At 69.0% G+C, this 16,841-nt stretch carries 17 protein-coding genes; 6 read left to right on the top strand and 11 right to left on the bottom strand.

Features of this window, described 5'->3' with window-relative positions:
• The first annotated feature begins 164 nt into the window (after positions 1-164).
• The gene (locus tag GGQ87_RS03895; protein ID WP_168045383.1) at positions 165-830 is read left to right on the top strand and encodes a TetR/AcrR family transcriptional regulator; all 666 of its coding nucleotides are present in this window, start codon (positions 165-167) and stop codon (positions 828-830) included.
• A 50-nt stretch (positions 831-880) separates the two neighbouring features.
• Here GGQ87_RS03895 and GGQ87_RS03900 read toward each other — a convergent pair whose 3' ends face one another.
• Positions 881-1,999, bottom strand: a complete 1,119-nt coding sequence (locus GGQ87_RS03900; RefSeq protein WP_168045384.1) for an aromatic ring-hydroxylating oxygenase subunit alpha — start codon at positions 1,997-1,999, stop codon at positions 881-883.
• Between the two features lie 122 nt (positions 2,000-2,121).
• Between GGQ87_RS03900 and GGQ87_RS03905 the strand changes: the two genes are divergently transcribed.
• Together GGQ87_RS03905 and GGQ87_RS03910 are read left to right on the top strand one after the other, a co-directional pair.
• Positions 2,122-3,069 (top strand): alpha/beta fold hydrolase, encoded by a 948-nt coding sequence (locus GGQ87_RS03905; RefSeq protein WP_168045385.1) that lies wholly within the window; start codon positions 2,122-2,124, stop codon positions 3,067-3,069.
• Between the two features lie 118 nt (positions 3,070-3,187).
• Entirely contained in the window at positions 3,188-5,311 is a 2,124-nt protein-coding gene (locus GGQ87_RS03910; protein ID WP_168045386.1) for a transglycosylase domain-containing protein, read from the top strand.
• A 3-nt stretch (positions 5,312-5,314) separates the two neighbouring features.
• Here the strand turns inward: GGQ87_RS03910 and GGQ87_RS03915 are convergent, their stop codons facing one another.
• The 4 genes from GGQ87_RS03915 to GGQ87_RS03930 form a co-directional block, all read right to left on the bottom strand.
• Positions 5,315-5,815: a DUF4844 domain-containing protein gene (locus GGQ87_RS03915; protein ID WP_342448295.1), complete on the bottom strand. Its 501-nt coding sequence runs from the start codon at positions 5,813-5,815 to the stop codon at positions 5,315-5,317.
• A complete protein-coding gene (locus GGQ87_RS03920; protein ID WP_168045388.1) occupies positions 5,770-6,486 on the bottom strand; it encodes a YgjP-like metallopeptidase domain-containing protein in 717 nt (238 codons plus the stop codon). Before GGQ87_RS03920 ends, GGQ87_RS03915 begins: the two co-directional genes overlap by 46 nt.
• Entirely contained in the window at positions 6,452-7,732 is a 1,281-nt protein-coding gene (locus tag GGQ87_RS03925) for a polyhydroxyalkanoate depolymerase (protein WP_168045389.1), read from the bottom strand. The genes GGQ87_RS03920 and GGQ87_RS03925 overlap by 35 nt, the downstream gene beginning before the upstream one ends.
• Before the next feature lie 83 nt (positions 7,733-7,815).
• Entirely contained in the window at positions 7,816-8,457 is a 642-nt protein-coding gene (locus GGQ87_RS03930) for an SCO family protein (RefSeq protein ID WP_168045390.1), read from the bottom strand.
• Positions 8,458-8,510: 53 nt separating this feature from the next.
• Between GGQ87_RS03930 and GGQ87_RS03935 the strand changes: the two genes are divergently transcribed.
• The 3 genes from GGQ87_RS03935 (at position 8,511) to GGQ87_RS03945 (ending at position 11,161) form a co-directional block, all read left to right on the top strand.
• Entirely contained in the window at positions 8,511-10,004 is a 1,494-nt protein-coding gene (locus tag GGQ87_RS03935) for an ActS/PrrB/RegB family redox-sensitive histidine kinase (RefSeq protein WP_342448296.1), read from the top strand.
• A gap of 70 nt (positions 10,005-10,074) precedes the next feature.
• Complete coding sequence (locus GGQ87_RS03940) at positions 10,075-10,629, top strand: ActR/PrrA/RegA family redox response regulator transcription factor (protein WP_168045392.1); 555 nt, start codon at positions 10,075-10,077, stop codon at positions 10,627-10,629.
• Between the two features lie 61 nt (positions 10,630-10,690).
• Positions 10,691-11,161 (top strand): hypothetical protein, encoded by a 471-nt coding sequence (locus GGQ87_RS03945; RefSeq protein WP_168045393.1) that lies wholly within the window; start codon positions 10,691-10,693, stop codon positions 11,159-11,161.
• Between the two features lie 56 nt (positions 11,162-11,217).
• Here the strand turns inward: GGQ87_RS03945 and pnp are convergent, their stop codons facing one another.
• The 6 genes from pnp to GGQ87_RS03975 form a co-directional block, all read right to left on the bottom strand.
• Positions 11,218-13,461, bottom strand: coding sequence for a polyribonucleotide nucleotidyltransferase (gene pnp, locus GGQ87_RS03950; protein WP_168045394.1), 2,244 nt, complete (start codon positions 13,459-13,461; stop codon positions 11,218-11,220).
• 247 nt (positions 13,462-13,708) lie between these two features.
• Positions 13,709-13,978, bottom strand: coding sequence for a 30S ribosomal protein S15 (gene rpsO, locus GGQ87_RS03955; RefSeq protein WP_168045395.1), 270 nt, complete (start codon positions 13,976-13,978; stop codon positions 13,709-13,711).
• A 10-nt stretch (positions 13,979-13,988) separates the two neighbouring features.
• A complete protein-coding gene (truB, locus tag GGQ87_RS03960; protein ID WP_168045396.1) occupies positions 13,989-14,921 on the bottom strand; it encodes a tRNA pseudouridine(55) synthase TruB in 933 nt (310 codons plus the stop codon).
• Positions 14,921-15,364, bottom strand: coding sequence for a 30S ribosome-binding factor RbfA (gene rbfA / locus GGQ87_RS03965; protein WP_168045397.1), 444 nt, complete (start codon positions 15,362-15,364; stop codon positions 14,921-14,923). Before rbfA ends, truB begins: the two co-directional genes overlap by 1 nt.
• A 60-nt stretch (positions 15,365-15,424) precedes the next feature.
• A complete protein-coding gene (locus GGQ87_RS03970) occupies positions 15,425-16,144 on the bottom strand; it encodes a DUF2459 domain-containing protein (RefSeq protein ID WP_168045398.1) in 720 nt (239 codons plus the stop codon).
• Positions 16,141-16,815 (bottom strand): hypothetical protein, encoded by a 675-nt coding sequence (locus GGQ87_RS03975; protein WP_168045399.1) that lies wholly within the window; start codon positions 16,813-16,815, stop codon positions 16,141-16,143. The genes GGQ87_RS03970 and GGQ87_RS03975 overlap by 4 nt, the downstream gene beginning before the upstream one ends.
• Between the last annotated feature and the right edge of the window lie 26 nt (positions 16,816-16,841).

Below are 16,841 nucleotides of genomic sequence, written 5' to 3' on the forward strand. Positions count from 1 at the left end.
AATCTCCGCACCCCATTTTGGTCATCGTTGCGTGATGACTGCCCCCGTTGTCGAAAGATGACATTTCGGCGGAATCAGCATCGCCTGCCGCCTCCTCCCCATCGCTTCGGCGGTCAGTTATCGATCGGCGGGCGTAAGCCGCCGTCTAGTCGAGTACCTGTTTCATGCGAGATATCGCCCTGCCTACCACCCAAACCGAATCCCAGTCCGAGTCCGAAGCGCCCCGCCTGAACCGCCGTCAGGCCGCCAAGGTCCGCACGCGCCAGAAGGTGCTGGACGCCGCCCGCCAGCTGTTCGCCGAGCGCGGCTACGAGCCCGCCACCATCCGCGACATCGCCAAGGGCGCGGGCATGTCGACCGGCGCGGTCTTCGCCAATTTCCAGGACAAGGCCGAACTGTTCGAAGCCGTGCTCTCGACCGACATGGTCAAGCTGTCCGAGACCATGAAGGCCGCCGCCGCGGCCGAGGGCTCGACCCGCACGCGCCTGCTGGCCGCGCTCGGCGCCGGCTACCATGACTCGCTCGAGCAGCTGCCGCTGGTGCAGGCCGTGATCGCCCGCTCGTGGTTCCAGCCGGTCGCCGCCGAGATGCGCACCCGCGACGCCATCAAGCCGATCCTGTCGGTCGTCACCGACACCCTGCAGGCCGGGGTGCGCGAGGGCGAGCTGCGCCAGGACGCCGACGTGCGGCTGCTGTCGGAGCTGATCTACGACGCCTTCCTGTCCAACTACCGCCGCGCCGCCTACGACGGCTGGGCCATGGCCCAGCTGACCGAACGCATGGGCAAGCAGGTCGACGTGATCCTCGCCGGCGCCGTCTCGCGGCAGTAGTCGCGGCTACAACCCCAATGCCTTGAAGGCCGCGGCGCCCGCCGCGGCCTTCAGCTTTTCCAGCGCAGCGTCGCCGGCTTGACCGGGTTGGCGAAGGCGCGGCCCTCGGCGCGGCTCTTGGCCCATTCGCGCTTGAGCTGCTGGTACCATTTGGCCTGTTTGTCGGCGTCGTCGATCCAGAGCAGGGCGGGGTCGTAGCGCAGGCCCTCGTTCTGCAGGTTCACCATGCCGCCGTCCTGTTTGAGGAAGGCGACCACGCCCATGCGCAGGAAGGGCTTGGCGATGTTGAACACCCAGTGATCGGACCAGAAGATCTGGGTGATCGTGGTCCGGTTGTCCGAGCGCGGCGTCAGACAGGTCAGGGCCAGCACCTGTTTTTCGCCGACCTGGATGTGCTCCCAGCGATAGCCCGGCAGGCGGAAGGTGATTTCGGTCGCCGGGGCGCCGCCGAGGATCTTGTAGGCGCGGCTGTTCGACGATGGGGCGTGGCGGACCATGGCGAAGCCCAGTTCGCGCGGCTCGAAGGCCTTGGCCTTTTCGTGCATCGAATGCTCGGAGCGCCACCACCACTGCTGATGCACATAGGGGCCGTGGGCGGGATCCATCAGGCCGACGACCGCGTGGTCGATGTGGGCCTCGAAATCCATCCACTCGACCAGCTTGGCGCCGCCGCCGACCACGCCGGGGAAGACCGGCGGCTCGTGATCCGGCTCGGCCGGGAGGCGCGGGTCGGACGGGACCCAGACGAACACCATGCCCTGACTCTCGCGCACCGGATAGGAACGGACGCGGATGCGCTCCGGCTCATAGGCCTGATCCTCGACCAGCGAGGGGATGGCGGCGCAGACGCCGTCCGGGCGGAAGCGCCAGCCGTGGTAGCAGCACTCGATCGTCTCCCCCTCGCCCGGCTTCTCGACCAGCCGGCCGGCCGACAGCGGCGCGGCGCGGTGGGGGCAGATGTCGCGCATGGCATAGACCTGTCCCGCACGGGTCCGGCCGATCAGAACCGGCTCGCCCAGCAGCTCGTGCCGCTTGAGCGAAGCCGCCTCGACGTCGCGCGACAGGGCGACGAAATACCAGGTGTCGAGCACGAACCCCTTGCCGAAGGCGGCCAGCTGGGCTCGTGTATCGGCGGACGGGGTGGCGGCGAGGCTCTCGGGAGGCGTCATGGCCGCTATTCTAGGCCGTCCGGCGCGGTTCCCGCCAGACGCCGGAAGCGTGTTCACGAAAAGTGCTTTACATTGTAAAGTTGATGACCTATTCGGCTGCAACGCCTCTGGAGAGTGATCCGATGAAATCCGCCCTGACCGCCGTGATGGCCGCCGCCGTGCTGATCAGCCCCGCGCTCGCCGCCCCCGCCTGCGCCCAGGACAGCCACGCCGCCCACGCGCAGGCCGGCGGTCACGGACATCAGCATGCGGACTTCGAGTCCGGCCGCTTCCATGTCCGCATCGACGGGCCGGAGCATCCGGTCGGCGACGTCATCCTGATCCCCGGGCTGTCGTCCTCGCCCGAGGTCTGGGACGCGCTGACGGATCAGCTCAAAGGCCGCTATCGCGTCCATCGCATCCACGTTCAGGGCTTCGCCGGGGCTCCGGCCGAGGCCAACGCCGAGGGGCCCGTCGCGGCGCCCGTGGCCGAAGACATCGCCCGCTACATCCGCGAGCAGCATCTGGAGAAGCCTGCGGTGATCGGCCACTCGATGGGCGGGACCATCGGCATGATGCTGGCTGCCCGGCATCCCGACAACGTCGGCAAGCTGATGGTCGTCGACATGATGCCGTTCATGGGCGCGATGTTCGGCGCCCCCGGCGCGACGGCGGAAAGCGTCGCTCCGGTCGCCGACCAGATCTACGCCGGCATGAGCACGGGACCGGAAGACGCCTACCGCGCCCAGTCCGCCGCCGCCGTCACCGGAATGATCGCGACGGAAGCCGCCCGCGCAGGTCCGCTGGAGGACGCCGCCAACAGCGACCGCCGGGTCTCCGCCTCGGCCTTCCGCGAGCTGATCGTCACCGACCTGCGGCCCGAGCTGGCCCACATCACCGCCCCGACGACGGTGCTCTACGTCAAGTTCAACGACCCGCGCATGACGCCCGAGATCACCGACGGCATCTACCGTGCGTCGTTCTCGACGATGCCCGGCGCAACGCTGAAGCGGATCGACGACAGCGCCCACTTCATCATGCTGGACCAGCCGGCGATCTTCGCCGCCGAGGTGAACGCGTTTTTAGAATAGCCCCGCCAAGGGCCATGCTTTCGGCGGAAACGTCCTTCACGGTCTCGTGACGACGTGAGGGGCGTTTGCGCATGTCCGGCGAACGGCTAAGACCGCAGCTGGACAGGATGAGGTTTCGATGGCGGGTTCCGGCTTCAGCTTCGGACGCGGCGGCAACGGCCAGCCGAAACCGGCGCGCACGCCCGTGCAGCGGCTGATCTACTGGGGTTCGGTGCTGGCGATCTGGGGGGTTATCTTCCTGGTCGTCTTCTTCGCCGTTTTCGCGCGCGACCTGCCCGACACCTCGACCCTGTACAATGTCGATCGTCAGCCCTCGATCACCTACCTCGACCGCAATGGGGCCCTGATCGCGGTGCGCGGCACCCAGCAGGCCCCGCCGGCGGACCTGGACGCCCTGCCCGACTACGTTCCGGCGGCCTTCATCGCCATCGAGGACCGGCGCTTCTACCACCACCCCGGCTTCGACCCCGTCGGCATGAGCCGCGCCATCGCGGCCAACATGCGCGCCGGGCGCGTGGTTCAGGGCGGCTCGACCCTGACCCAGCAGCTGGCCAAGAACCTGTTCCTGTCTCCGGACCAGAACATGAAGCGCAAGGTTCAGGAGCTGATGCTGGCGGTCTGGCTGGAGATGAAATTCTCCAAGAAAGAGATCCTCGCCCTCTATCTGAACCGCGTCTATTTCGGCGCCGGCGCCTACGGCATCGAGGCGGCGTCGCAGCGCTATTTCGACAAGAGCGCCAAACAGCTGACCGTTGGCGAGGCGGCCCTGCTGGCCGGCCTGCTGAAGGCCCCCTCGCGCTACTCGCCGGTGTCCGAGAGCGAGCGCGCCGCCACCCGCGCCACCGTGGTCCTGAACGAGATGGTCGAGGCCGGCGTGATCACTCCGGCCCAGCGCGCCCAAGCCGTGACCGAGCCGGTGCGGGTGTCGCGCACCCTCGCCAGCCAGCACGCCCAGTATTTCATCGACTGGCTGGACAAGCAGATCCGCGAACTGGTCGGCGAACCGACCGAGGACATGATCGTCGAGACCACCCTCGACCTGACCCTGCAGACCTCGGCCGAGCGGGCGGTGCGCCGCATCCTCGACCGCGACCGCTCCAAGGGCGTGCAGCAGGCCGCACTCGTGGCGTTGGACGGTGAAGGCCGGGTGCGCGCCATGATCGGCGGTGCCTCCTATGCCGACAGCCAGTTCAACCGCGCCACCGATGCCCGCCGCCAAGCTGGGTCGGCGTGGAAGCCCTTCGTCTATCTGACCGCGCTGGAGAGCGGCTACACGCCCCAGAGCCGGGTCAACGACGCCCCGATCCGCATCGGCAACTGGTCTCCCCGCAACTATTCCGGCGGATATGCCGGCGAGATGACCATGGCCAACGCCGTGGCCCAATCGACCAATACGATCGCGGCGGGCATGGCCGATCAGGTCGGCCGCGACAACGTCGCCCGCACCGCCCGGCGGCTGGGCATCAGCTCGCGCATCGGTCTGGAGCCCGCCATGGCGCTGGGTGCGGTGGAGGTCTCGCCGCTCGAGATGGCCCAGGCCTATGACGCCTTCGCCAACGGCGGCAAACGCGTCCGTGCCTACGGCATCAGCCGCATCCGCACGCCGCAGGGCCGGGTGATCTACCAGCGGGCCAGCCGCGAGGCCGGGCCGGTTCAGGCGATCTCGAACCCGTTCCTCTACTATATGAACCAGATGCTGCGCGGGGTGATGACCTCCGGCACCGGGCGGTCTGCGGCGATCTCCGGACGGGACACGGCGGGCAAGACCGGCACGACCTCGGACTACAAGGACGCCTGGTTCGTCGGCTACACCGGCGGCTTCGTCACGGCCGTCTGGGTCGGCAAGGACGACAACTCCGCCATGCGCGGCGTCACCGGCGGCTCGTCGCCGGCGGCCATCTGGCGCGGCTTCATGGAGGCGGCCCTGCCGCGCCTGAACGCCCCGGCCATCCCCAACGGCCCGGCCATGCCCGAGGGCTGGCAGCCGCCCAGCCCGGTCGAGAGCCTGATCGGCCAGATCGGCGATCTGTTCGGCGACAACCCGCCCGGCGACGACGCCGTCGATCCGCTGGACGAGTCCCTGCTGGACGGTGCGCCGCCCCAGCGCGAGCCCGCCGCGCCCCGCCGCGAGCAGCCGGCCGTCCTGCGTCCGACCCAGCCCCAGCCCCAGCGCGAACAACCGGCGCCCCAGCCGCAGCCCGCGCCGCCGCCGGAAAAGAAGGCGGACCCGCTGTTCTTCTAGGGTCTAGAGGCCGTCGATCTTGCGCAGGGGGTCGCCCCGAAACCCGACCATCGTCCAGACCTCGCGGAAATAGCGGTGGGCGCGCTCGCGATCCTCGGTGGCGAACTCATCCACCTGTTGAACGGCGGACTGGATCAGGGGCAGCAGTTCGGCTTCGGACAGTGAGCCCGCCGGTTGCGCCAGCACCTGATCGATCAGCTCGTTCACGTCGGCGTTGAGCGGCGCGACGTCTTCCGGAGTGTCGGCTCCCATGTATCCAGACAGGAGTTGAGGCCGGAACTTCGCCTCTGACCGCAACTCGACGAGTGCGGAACGCCCGTCCCCATTTGAGACGGGCTCGCCTTGAGGGCCCGAACTGCACGCCGCAACCGCAGCGGCGAGAAGCAGGGTCGCGGTGAACATCAGGCGTCGCATCAGCCAAGCGTATCCTTGCTGATCAACGGTTGTCCAACGGGTGGTCAGCGCCCCACCGCGTGCAGCGCGGGGCCGTTGTCCCTGAGCCATTTCCGGTGCGGACGATGGTCGCCGATCAGCCGCTCGACCACCGACCAGTAGGCCGGGCTGTGGTCCGCGTGGACCAGATGCGCCACCTCGTGGGCGGCCAGATAGTCGATCACCGGCGGCGGGGCCATGATCACCCGCCAGCTGTAGCGGATGGTCCGGTTGTGCGGGCTGCAAGAGCCCCAGCGCGACCTCGGGTCGGCGATGGACATCTTCACGGGCCGGAGCCCGAGCGTGCGCAGATGCACATCGGTCCGCGCCTGAAGCGTGTCCCGCGCCACCCGTTTGAACAGGTTCTCGACCCGCCGCGCGAAGGCCTCGCCCTCGCCGCCCGAGACGATCAGCGGGCCCTCCTCGTCCTCCGTCAGCCGGGCCGCGCCGGCGCCGCCGGTCGAGGCCAGACGTGTCGGTCGGCCGAACAGGGAGACGGTGGCGCCGGGCTCAAGCGGCGCGCCTTGTGGCCGTTCCGCCAGCCGCTCGCGCATCCACGAGGCCTTGGTGCGGGCGAAGGCGACGACCTCGCCCAGCTTGCGCTCGGACGGGGCGATCAGCACCGCCTCGCCGGCGCGCCCGTCGATGCGGATCGACAGGCGGCGGGCGCGCGGATTGACCGACAGCCGGGCCGGAACGCCGACGGCGTCAGGCGGCAGCCGCTGGCCGTTCCGGTACTGCACAGACAGCCTCGTTATGGGCGATGAAGTCCCGGACCCGCGGATAGATGTCGTCGCGGAAGCGGCGGCCGTTGAAGACGCCGTAGTGGCCGACTTCCGGGTGGACGTACAGGGTGCGACGATCCTCGGGCACGCCCGTGCACAGCGTATGCGCCGCCTGGGTCTGACCCACGCCCGAGATGTCGTCCTTCGCGCCCTCGACCGTCATCAGGCCAATGTCCGTGATCCTTGTCAGATCGACCTTGCGTCCACGGTGTTCCAGCAGGCCGCGCGGCAGCAGGTGCTGCTGGAAGACGATGTCGATGGTCTGGAGGTAGAACTCTTCCGACAGGTCCAGCACCGACAGGTATTCGTCGTAGAATTCCTCGTGCTTGTGGGCCCCGTCGCCGTCGCCCGAGACCAGGTCGCGGAAATACTCCCAGTGGGCGTCGACGTGCTTGTCCTCGTTCATCGACATGAAGCTGTAGAGCTGGACGAAGCCCGGATAGACCCGCCGTCCAAAGCCCGGATAGGGCCAGGGCACGGTGTGGATCATGTTCGACCTGAACCAGGTGAAGGGCTTTTCCTCGGCCAGCTGGTTGGTCACCGTCGGCGACAGGCGCGCGTCGATCGGCGAGCCCATGAAGGTCATCGACGCCGGGCGGTTCGGATCCTCGTCCTCGGCCATCAGGGCGCAGGCGGCCAGCACCGGCGGCCCCGGCTGGCAGACGCCGACGACGTGCGCCCGCGGCCCGATCACCCCCAGCATCGTCCGGACGTGATCGATGTAATCGAAGAAGTCGAACCGCCCCTCCAGCATCGGCACCTGCCGCGCATTGGTCCAGTCGGTGACGTAGACGTCGTGGTCCTGCAGGAAGGCCTCGACCGTGCCGCGCAGCAGGGTGGCGTAGTGGCCGGACAGGGGGGCGACGATCAGCACGGCGGGCGCCGCCGTCGGCTTGCCGGCGCGTTTCAGGTCGCCGACGTGCCGGGCGAACCGGACCAGCCGGCACCAGGGCGAGGACCAGACCACCTGTTCGGTCGTGCGGACCGGGCGGTTGGCGACGGTGACGACCTCGAGGCCCCAGCCGGGCTTGCCGTAGCGGCGCGTAACGCTCTCGAACAGCTCGGCCGAGGCATAGGCCGTCCGCCCCAGGGCGGTGTCGGCGGCCGGATTGAGCGGAGAACTCCAGAACTGGCGGGCCATCTGGGCCCCGAACCGGAACGGCGTCGCCGAGGCGTAGGCGAGCTCGTGAAGCGAATACAGCATGCGTGTCCTGAGACGGCCCCCGCCGTTATATGGCAGGGCACCATAGAACGCGCCGCACTGCAAAAAGATTATCGCTGATCACTTTATGTTGGCGAGGCCTGCGCGGGCGCGGCCATGGCGCGTTCGATCACCTGAGCCGACTTCTCGGGTCCCAGCTCTTCGGCCACCGCCGTGCGGAAACGGCCGTCGGGGCCCATCAGATAGACCGTCAGCGAGTGGTTCATGGTGTAGTCCTCGCCCTCTCCGACCTTCTGGAAATAGGCCTTGTAGGCGTTGGCGGCGGCGCGGACCTGCTCAGGCGTGCCGGTCAGGCCGATGACGCCCTCCGGGAAACCATCGGTGGACAGGTAGTCCTTCAGGGCCTGCGGCGTGTCGCGCCCGGGATCGACGCTGACGAAGACGATCTGCAGATCCTTCGCCTTGTCGCCGAGCCGCTTCTTCGTGGCGTCCAGCGCCTGCAGTGTGGTCGGGCAATAGTCGGGGCACCAGGTGAAGCCGAAGAAGACCAGCGACCACTTGCCCTGAAGCATGGACTGATCCACCGGCTGGCCGTCCTGATTGACCAGCTGGAACGGGCCGCCGATGTCCGCCTGCCCGCTGGAGATCACTTCTCCGGGCTGCAGCCCCCCGGCCGGTCGGTTGACGAGCACCAGCGTCACCACCAGCAGGGCGGCGGCGATGGCGGCGCAGGCGCCGGCGAACAGCAGGATGGAACGGCGCGGCATCACGACCCCCGGCAGGACGCGCCATGCGGGCGCGGCTGGTCTATAGAAGAGGCGTGAGCCCGACCCAAGACCCTCTGTCGTCGCAGCCTCCCGTGGATGGGGGCGGACGTTTCGCCGCCGGCTGGCGCAACCTGCCGCGCCGCAGCCGGGGCCTGTCGTTGCGGACCCTCGTCATCCTCCGCTGGATGGCGATCGCCGGCCAGAGCGCGACGGTGACGGTGGCGACCGGCTGGTTCCATTTCGACCTGCCCCTGTGGGGTTGCCTGGCCGTGATCGCGGCCAGCGTGGCCATGAACCTGAACGCGACGGCCCGGCTTAAGCGCAGCGACGGTTCGGCGCCTGACGGAGCGCTGACAGCCGCCCATCTTGGCTTCGACATCCTGCAGCTGTCGGCCCTGCTGGCCCTGACCGGCGGGCTACAGAACCCCTTCTGTCTGCTGCTGGTGGCGCCAGTCACCGTCGCCGCGGCCTCCCTGCCGGGGCGGCAGGCGGCGCTGATGGGACTGCTGGTGCTGGCCGCAACCGTGGCCCTGTTCTTCTTCTCCATGCCCCTGCCGTGGCAGGCGGGAACGGAGCTGAACCTGCCGCCGCTCTACCGCTTCGGCATCGGTCTGGCCCTGATCACCGGCGTGGTCTTCACCTCTGCCTACGCGTGGCGGGTGGCGGCGGACGCGGAGAAGCTGGAGCTGGCGCTGGCGACGACGCAGGACGTGCTGCAGCGCGAGCAGCGGCTGGCGGCGCTCGGCGGGCTGGCGGCGGCGGCGGCCCATGAGCTGGGCACGCCGCTGGCCACCATCCAGGTCGTCGCCCGCGAACTGCTCCGCGCCTCCGCCAAGGACGGCCCCGCCGCCGAGGACGCCGCCCTGATCCTGCAGCAGGCCGAGCGCTGCCGGGACATCCTGAAACAGCTGTCGCAGCAGCCCGAGGAGGGCGATTCCGCCTTCGCCGAAGTCGGACTGAAGGCGCTGCTGGAAGAGGTGGTCGAACCCCACCGGGGCTTCGATCTGGCCTTCGATGTAAACGTGCGGACCGCATCCGGCGAGGCCGCGCCGCGCGTGCGCCGACTGCCGGAGGTGGTGCACGGTCTCTCGACCTTGGTCGAAAACGCCGCCGATTTCGCTAACAGCCGGGTGCGGGTGCAGGCGCTGGTCGACGCCGGCTTCATCGAGATCGAGGTCGTCGACGACGGCCCCGGCATTCCGCCCGACATCCTGCCGCGGCTGGGCGAGCCCTATGTGACCAGCCGGCCGCAGGGCAAGGCGCGGCGCGCCCTCTCGGCCCAGATCGCCGCCTCCGTCGCCGCCGCCGCGCCGGGCCGCAAGGGCAAGAAGGCCGGCAAGGCCGCGCCGGCGCCCGAGACCATCGCTCCGAGCCAGGGTGGGATGGGCCTCGGCTTCTTCATCGCCCGCACCCTGCTGGAACGCACGGGCGGCCGGGTGGCCGTGGGCGCCGGAGATGGCGGGCCGACGCCGCAGAAGGGGCAGCCCAAGGGCGCGCGCGTCGCCGTGCGCTGGCCCCGTCCGGCGCTCGAGGTCGCCCCGTCGTGATGTCGCACCCCCGCCCTGAACCTTGACCGCAGGCCCGCCGTTACCGACTTCAGGCGCAAGGAGAACGATGATGCCCGAGACCGAAGCCCGGATCGCCGCCCTTGCGGACAAGACCCTCCTCTTGCTTGACGACGATAACGCCCTGCGCACGCGGCTGGGCCGCGCCCTTGAGAGCCGCGGCTTCGAGGTGACCACTGCCGGATCGGTGGCCGAGGCCCGCGAGGCCCTGCGCACCTCCGTCCCCGCCTTCGCCGTTCTGGACATGCGGCTCGAGGACGGCAACGGGCTCAGGGTCGTCGAGGCCATCCGCGACCAGCGCGAGGACAGCCGCATCGTCATGCTGACCGGCTACGGCGCGATCGCCACCGCTGTCGCGGCGGTGAAGGCCGGGGCTGTCGACTATCTGCAGAAGCCCGCCGACGCCGACGACGTGGTCAAGGCCCTGCTGATGACCGGCGAGGCGCCCGAGCCGCCCGAGAACCCCATGAGCGCCGACCGCGTTCGCTGGGAGCACATCCAGCGGGTCTATGAGCTCTGCGACCACAACGTCTCCGAAACCGCCCGCCGTCTCGGCATGCACCGGCGGACCCTGCAGCGCATCCTGGCCAAGCGCGCGCCGCGCTGACCGCTCCTTGCGGCCAGCCGGCCCGCCGGGCAGTGTTCCCCGCCTGAACCGGGGGACAGACATGAAGTTCGATATGATCGCGCTGGCCGTAACGGGCGCGGCGTGCGTGGCGGCCGTGACAGGTTGCACCTGGCTGCTGTCGGGCTTTGCGCCCGGCTTCTCGGCGGCGGCGGTGTTTCTGGAAGCCGACATCATCGTCAAGCTGGTGATGATCCTGCTCATGCTTCTGACACTGCCGATCCTCGTCCTCGGGGGCATCGGACTGGCGACGCGAAGCGCGGCCCGACCCATGGGCATGAGCCTGCGCATAATCGCCCTCGTGTGCGTCCTGCTCGGCGGACTCGCCGCCGGCTACAGCTGGATGAACATCCAGTCGGCCATCGCCGTGGTGGGGCCGGTCAGTTTCGAGGTCGTCGCCCCCTCCTATGCCGAGGCCCTGATGGCCTTCGCCTGCGGCCTGTTCGTGGCCACACTGGCTCTCGCGTTCGCCGTCGGCGCGGGCCTGCGCGCCGGAGCTCGACCCAAGGCGTGAAAAAGGCCCCGGCGTTTCCGCCGGGGCCCTCTTCATTTCAGCGATGACGCCGGAGATTAGTCCCGACGACGGCCGCGGCCGCGGTCGCCGCCGCGATCACGATCGCCACCTTCGCGCTTGGGACGGCCGCCGGTGTCTTCCGACATCGGCGCTTCGCCACGCTCGGCGCGCTCGGCGTTGATCTTGTCGGTCAGGTCCTCGCCGGTTTCCTGATCGACGACCTTCATCGACAGCTTGGTCTTGCCGCGATCGTCCATGCCCAGGAATTTCACCTTCACTTCCTGACCTTCGGTCAGGACGTCGGCGGGGTTGGCGACGCGTTCCATCGAGATCTGCGACACGTGGACGAGGCCGTCCTTGGCGCCGAAGAAGTTCACGAAGGCGCCGAAGTCGACGACCTTCACGACCTTGCCGGAGTAGATCATGCCGGGCTCGGGCTCAGACACGATCGACGAGATCCAGTTCTTGGCGGCGTCGATCTTCTCTTGCTCGGAGGCGGCGATCTTCACCGTGCCGTCGTCCTCGATGTTGATCTTGGCGCCGGTCTTTTCGACGATCTCGCGGATGATCTTGCCGCCCGTGCCGATGATGTCGCGGATCTTGTCGGTCGGAACCTTGATCTGCTCGATCTTCGGAGCGAACTCGCCCAGCTCGGTGCGGGCGCCGTCGATGGCCTTGTCCATCTCGTCGAGGATGTGCAGGCGGCCGGCCGAAGCCTGGGCGATCGCCTTGCGCATGATCTCTTCGGTGATGCCCGCGACCTTGATGTCCATCTGCAGCGAGGTGATGCCTTCGCGCGTGCCGGCCACCTTGAAGTCCATGTCGCCGAGGTGATCTTCGTCACCCAGGATGTCGGACAGGATGGCGAACTCGCCCGAGGGCTCGAGGATCAGGCCCATGGCGATGCCGGAGACCGGACGCTTCAGCGGCACGCCGGCGTCCATCAGGGCCAGCGACGAACCGCAGACCGTGGCCATCGACGAGGAGCCGTTGGACTCGGTGATCTCCGACACCAGACGGATGGTGTAGGGGAATTCTTCCGACGACGGCAGCATCGGACGGATCGCCCGCCAGGCCAGCTTGCCGTGACCGATTTCCCGACGGCCCGCGCCGCCCATACGTCCGGTCTCGCCGACCGAATAGGGAGGGAAGTTGTAGTGGAGCAGGAACTTCTCCTTGTACGTCCCGCTCAGGGCGTCGACGTACTGCTCGTCCTCGCCGGTGCCGAGCGTGGCGACGACGATGGCCTGGGTCTCACCGCGGGTGAACAGGGCCGAGCCGTGGGTGCGCGGGAAGACGCCGACTTCCGAGACGATGGCCCGGACCTTGTCGAGGGCGCGGCCGTCGACGCGGTGACCGTTGTCAATGATGTCGCGACGCAGGACGTGGGCTTCGCATTCCTTGAACGCCGTGGCGAATTTGGAAGCGTCGACGCCGTCCGGGTTCTCGTCGGTCTTCACCAGCTTGGCGGCGGCGGCCTTCTTGGCCGTGTCGACGCCCGAGCGGCGGTCGTATTTGCCGACGTGGGTGTAGGCGGCCTTGATGTCCTCGCCGACCAGCGACTGGATCGAGGCGACGATGTCGGAGACGTCGTCGGCCTGGAAGTCGAAGGGCTCCTTGGCGGCGTGCTCGGCCAGGTCGATGATCGCGTCGATCACCGGCTGCATGCCGCGATGCGCGAACATCAGGGCATTCAGCATGATTTCTTCCGAAAGCTCCTTGGCTTCGGATTCGACCATCATCAGGGCGTCCTGGGTGCCGGCGACGACGAGGTCGAGCTGGCTGTCAGGCATCTGGTCGAGGGTCGGGTTCAGCACGAACTCGCCGTCGATGTAGCCGACGCGGGCCGAGCCGATCGGGCCCATGAAGGGGACGCCCGAGATGGTCAGGGCGGCCGAGGCGGCGATCATGCCCAGCACGTCCGGGTCGTTCTCCATGTCGTGCTGGAGGACCGTGACGACGACCTGGGTCTCGTTCTTGAAGCCCTTGACGAACAGCGGGCGGATCGGACGGTCGATCAGGCGGGAGACCAGCGTCTCCTTCTCGGTCGGACGGCCTTCACGCTTGAAATAGCCACCCGGGATCTTGCCGGCGGCGAAGGTCTTTTCCTGGTAGTTGACGGTCAGCGGGAAGAAATCCAGGCCCGGCTTGGGCGCGCGGCCGTAGACGACGGTGGCCAGAACCACGGTCTCGCCGTAGGTCGCCAGCACGGCGCCGTCGGCCTGACGGGCGATGCGGCCCGTTTCCAGCGTCAGCGGGCGCCCGGCCCACTCGATCGTCTTGCGTTTGATATCGAACATGTTTCGTCTTTCGTATCCCGCGGGCGGATTCCGCGCGGGGTCCCATCAGTGGGTGGAGCGTCGGGCGTTCAGTCCTTCGGTCCATGGACGTCCGCGCCATCGCGGCCCGCCCGGGAAGCAAAGAGGACCGGTGTGGCCCTCGCGTACTGCGCCGGATAATCCCGCGGCGCACAGGTCGTTCTGGATGCGGAACGAGGCGCGGACATGGCCCGCGCCTCGAAATCTCTATCCGCTCGTCCCCTTCGCCTTAGCGGCGCAGGTTCAGCTTGGTGATCAGCGCGGTGTAGCGCTCGCGATCGACCTTCGACAGGTGGTCAAGAAGGCGACGACGCTGCGAGACCATCTTGAGCAGGCCGCGGCGCGAGTGGTTGTCCTTCTTGTGCGTCTTGAAGTGCTCGGTGAGGTTGGCGATGCGTTCCGAGAGGATCGCGACCTGGACCTCGGCCGAACCGGTGTCCGCTTCGCTGCGGGCGTTGTCGGCGATGACTTCGTGCTTGCGTTCAGCAGTAATCGACATCGGGTAGCTCCTACTGGAGGTTAAATACGCGGTCGGGTTCTAGCCGGCCGGCCCGCAACTGACCGAGAGCGACGAGGGTCTGGCCCTGAAAGGCTGAAACGGTTCTGGAGCCCTCCCGAAGGCGGCTCTTGAGCGTTTCGACCTGTCTGGGGAGCAGAACGATCGGCCGTCCCTGCCGAAGCGAGAAGGCGTCTTGATCCGTCACGGCCAGCTCCGGGATGTCGTCCAGGGCGGTCGCGACGGGAAGCAAGCCTTCCGAGGCGGCGTCCCTATGCACCAGATCGGTCAGGAAATCCAGCGATACGGCGTTTTCCGTCGAGAACGGCCCGACCCGCTCGCGCCGCAGGGCCGAAACATGCCCGTCGGCCCCCAGCGCCGCCGCCAGATCGCGGGCCAGCGACCGGACATAGACGCCCTTGCCGGTGCGAATGGTGATCTCGACGTGGTCCGCATCCGGCGCACTGGTCACCCCCGCCTCGTGGATCGTCACCCGGCGGGAGGCCAGCTCGAACTCGGCGCCGTCGCGGGCCAGGTCATAGGCCCGCTGGCCGTCGACCTTGATGGCGGAGAACTGCGGCGGGACCTGATCGATCTCGCCCACGAAGACCGGAAGCGCCGCGCGCACCGCCTCGACGGAGGGGCGCACGTCCGACCGGCCGACGATCTCGCCTTCGCGATCGAGGCTGTCCGTCGAAATCCCCCAGTTGACGGTGAAGCGATAGACCTTCTGCGCCTCCATCATGAAGGGCACCGTCTTGGTCGCCTCGCCGAGCGCGATGGGCAGGATGCCCGAGGCTAGCGGATCCAGCGTCCCGGCGTGACCGGCCTTCTGGGCGTTGAACAGGCGGCGAATCTTCGAGACCGCGTCCGTCGAACCCATCTCCAGCGGCTTGTCGAGGCAAACCCAGCCGTTGACCACGTCGCCCTTCTTGCGGCGGCCCATCAGTCGTCTTCGTCGGTGTCGGGCCGGACGATGTCCGCCTGCACCCGCGGATCGTCGAGCAGGCGGTTGAGCCGTTCGGCGGCCGCGAAGCTCTCGTCGTGACGGAAGCGCAGGTCGGGGGTGAAACGCATGTCGATGTGGCGACCCAGCGCCCCGCGCAGGAATTTGGCGTGAGCGTTCAGCGCCTTGACGATGCCGTCGACCTGGCCGGCGACCGGCGCGGTGTCGACACCCGCCCCCAGGGGCTCGACGAAACAGGTGGCGTGTTTCAGGTCCGGCGAGAGCCGCACCTCGGTGACCGTGATCGAAACGCCGACCAGGGCCTCGTCGCGGATCTCGTTCTCGCGCATGACCTCGACAAGGGCATGGCGGATCATCTCGGACGCCCGCAGCTGGCGCTGGCTGACGGTCCCGGCCTTGGGATTGGGTTTGCGGCTGCTCATCTCGTGTCCTCGTCGCCCGCCGGGGCTCGGACCCGGCTCGAAAAAGCGAAGAGGCGGGGTCTAGGCTTCGGGGCCTGCGGTGTCCAGTTCCGCCCGGTCGATCGCCGCCAGCAGCTCCGCCGAGACGATGGACCGGAACGGGCGCACGGGAAGGCCGGCGGCGTTCAGCCCGCCCGCCGTCCAGTGATTGCACAGGTGGGCGACCGAGAAGGTTTCGCGGCTGGCGAAGAACCGGGCGTCGTCGCCCTCCCGCGCGGCGGCGATGCGCGGAGCTCCGGAGGAGACATCCAGCGACGCCTCGATGTGGGCGGCGAGCGCCTCGAACCCGGCGGGCGTCAGGCGGAAGGTGCGGCGGCCCTCCTCGGCGAAGGCGGCGCGGGGATCGCGCTGGGCCGGGTCGAGCATGATCACCGAGGGGTTGCCGGGCCGGAAGAAGGCGCGCGCCCCGTCCGGCAGCCGGCTCTCGATCGGGCTCTGGTCGACATAGAATCTGGCGTCGCCCCAGCCGATCAGTATCCAGTCGCCGGGCGCAAGCTGACGAACCGCGTCGGCCAGCGGCCCGGGGCGGGCCTCGATCGCGGCGCGGGGCACGGCCAGGTCGGTGTGGAAGCCGTTGTCGAGCAGGTGCAGTTCGACCGCCTGCGCCCCGTCGGCGGCCTGCCAGCGGACGGCGTCGCCGGGCAGGGTCCACGTCCATACGGCGGCGACGGCCCCCACCAAGGCGGCGGCGATGAACAGGCGCAGCCCGGTGCGCTCCCTGCGGCGGCGGATCGGCTTCATCGGGCCTCGAAGGTCCAGGCCCCGCACAGGGCCGCGGGCGGCGTCTCGCCGCCGATGACGAAGCCGGGCCGGAACAGCATCACATCCACGCGCGACCCCCGATGCAGCAGGGCAACAACCCCGGCAGGCTCGCCGCCGCAGAGTTTCAGCGGCGGGGCGGCCTGTCCCCGGGCGGGCGGGACCACGGCCCGCAGCTCGACCTGGGCGTCGGCGGGGGCGTTCAACCGGGCAGCGAAAGTCTGGCCGGGCGCAAAGGACTCGCGGCCGAAGGCGATGCGCAGGGGCCGGGTGCGCAGCGTGTCGCCCGTCTCGAACCGCAGCTCGGCGCGGACCATGGTCAGGGAACCGGCGGCCTCACGCGTGTCGGCGTCCGCCGGGCCATATTCGCCACTCAATATGGCGGTCGAGCCGGGGGTGGCGGCGAGCGGACCGCCGGCGCCCTTCACGGCCGCCTTGAGGCCCTGGAAACCATCCGCCGCGCCGGACGGGAGGCGGCCGGCCCAGTCGGCGACGCGTCTGGCGGCGGGCACGGCCTCGTAGCGGACGGCCTCCCAGGCGGCGACGGTCTGCTTTTGCTCGATGGCCAGCAGGAACAGCACCAGGCAGACGAAGGCGAGCACGCCGGCGAGGCGTTTCAGCGCGGTCTGGGGTCTGGCCGTGGCGGCGGTCATGTCCGCAACCCTAGCGAGGGTCGGCG

This window comes from Brevundimonas alba (assembly GCF_011927945.1).
GTDB lineage: Bacteria > Pseudomonadota > Alphaproteobacteria > Caulobacterales > Caulobacteraceae > Brevundimonas > Brevundimonas alba.

Bases quoted from the DNA above. Each gene is read 5' to 3' on its own strand.
- GGQ87_RS03895 (WP_168045383.1), top strand. From the start codon at position 165: ATGCGAGATATCGCCCTGCCTACCACCCAAACCGAATCCCAGTCCGAG.
- GGQ87_RS03900 (WP_168045384.1), bottom strand. From the start codon at position 1,999: ATGACGCCTCCCGAGAGCCTCGCCGCCACCCCGTCCGCCGATACACGA.
- GGQ87_RS03905 (WP_168045385.1), top strand. From the start codon at position 2,122: ATGAAATCCGCCCTGACCGCCGTGATGGCCGCCGCCGTGCTGATCAGC.
- GGQ87_RS03910 (WP_168045386.1), top strand. From the start codon at position 3,188: ATGGCGGGTTCCGGCTTCAGCTTCGGACGCGGCGGCAACGGCCAGCCG.
- GGQ87_RS03915 (WP_342448295.1), bottom strand. From the start codon at position 5,815: ATGGCTCAGGGACAACGGCCCCGCGCTGCACGCGGTGGGGCGCTGACC.
- GGQ87_RS03925 (WP_168045389.1), bottom strand. From the start codon at position 7,732: ATGCTGTATTCGCTTCACGAGCTCGCCTACGCCTCGGCGACGCCGTTC.
- GGQ87_RS03930 (WP_168045390.1), bottom strand. From the start codon at position 8,457: ATGCCGCGCCGTTCCATCCTGCTGTTCGCCGGCGCCTGCGCCGCCATC.
- GGQ87_RS03940 (WP_168045392.1), top strand. From the start codon at position 10,075: ATGCCCGAGACCGAAGCCCGGATCGCCGCCCTTGCGGACAAGACCCTC.
- GGQ87_RS03945 (WP_168045393.1), top strand. From the start codon at position 10,691: ATGAAGTTCGATATGATCGCGCTGGCCGTAACGGGCGCGGCGTGCGTG.
- pnp (WP_168045394.1), bottom strand. From the start codon at position 13,461: ATGTTCGATATCAAACGCAAGACGATCGAGTGGGCCGGGCGCCCGCTG.
- rpsO (WP_168045395.1), bottom strand. From the start codon at position 13,978: ATGTCGATTACTGCTGAACGCAAGCACGAAGTCATCGCCGACAACGCC.
- truB (WP_168045396.1), bottom strand. From the start codon at position 14,921: ATGGGCCGCCGCAAGAAGGGCGACGTGGTCAACGGCTGGGTTTGCCTC.
- rbfA (WP_168045397.1), bottom strand. From the start codon at position 15,364: ATGAGCAGCCGCAAACCCAATCCCAAGGCCGGGACCGTCAGCCAGCGC.
- GGQ87_RS03970 (WP_168045398.1), bottom strand. From the start codon at position 16,144: ATGAAGCCGATCCGCCGCCGCAGGGAGCGCACCGGGCTGCGCCTGTTC.
- GGQ87_RS03975 (WP_168045399.1), bottom strand. From the start codon at position 16,815: ATGACCGCCGCCACGGCCAGACCCCAGACCGCGCTGAAACGCCTCGCC.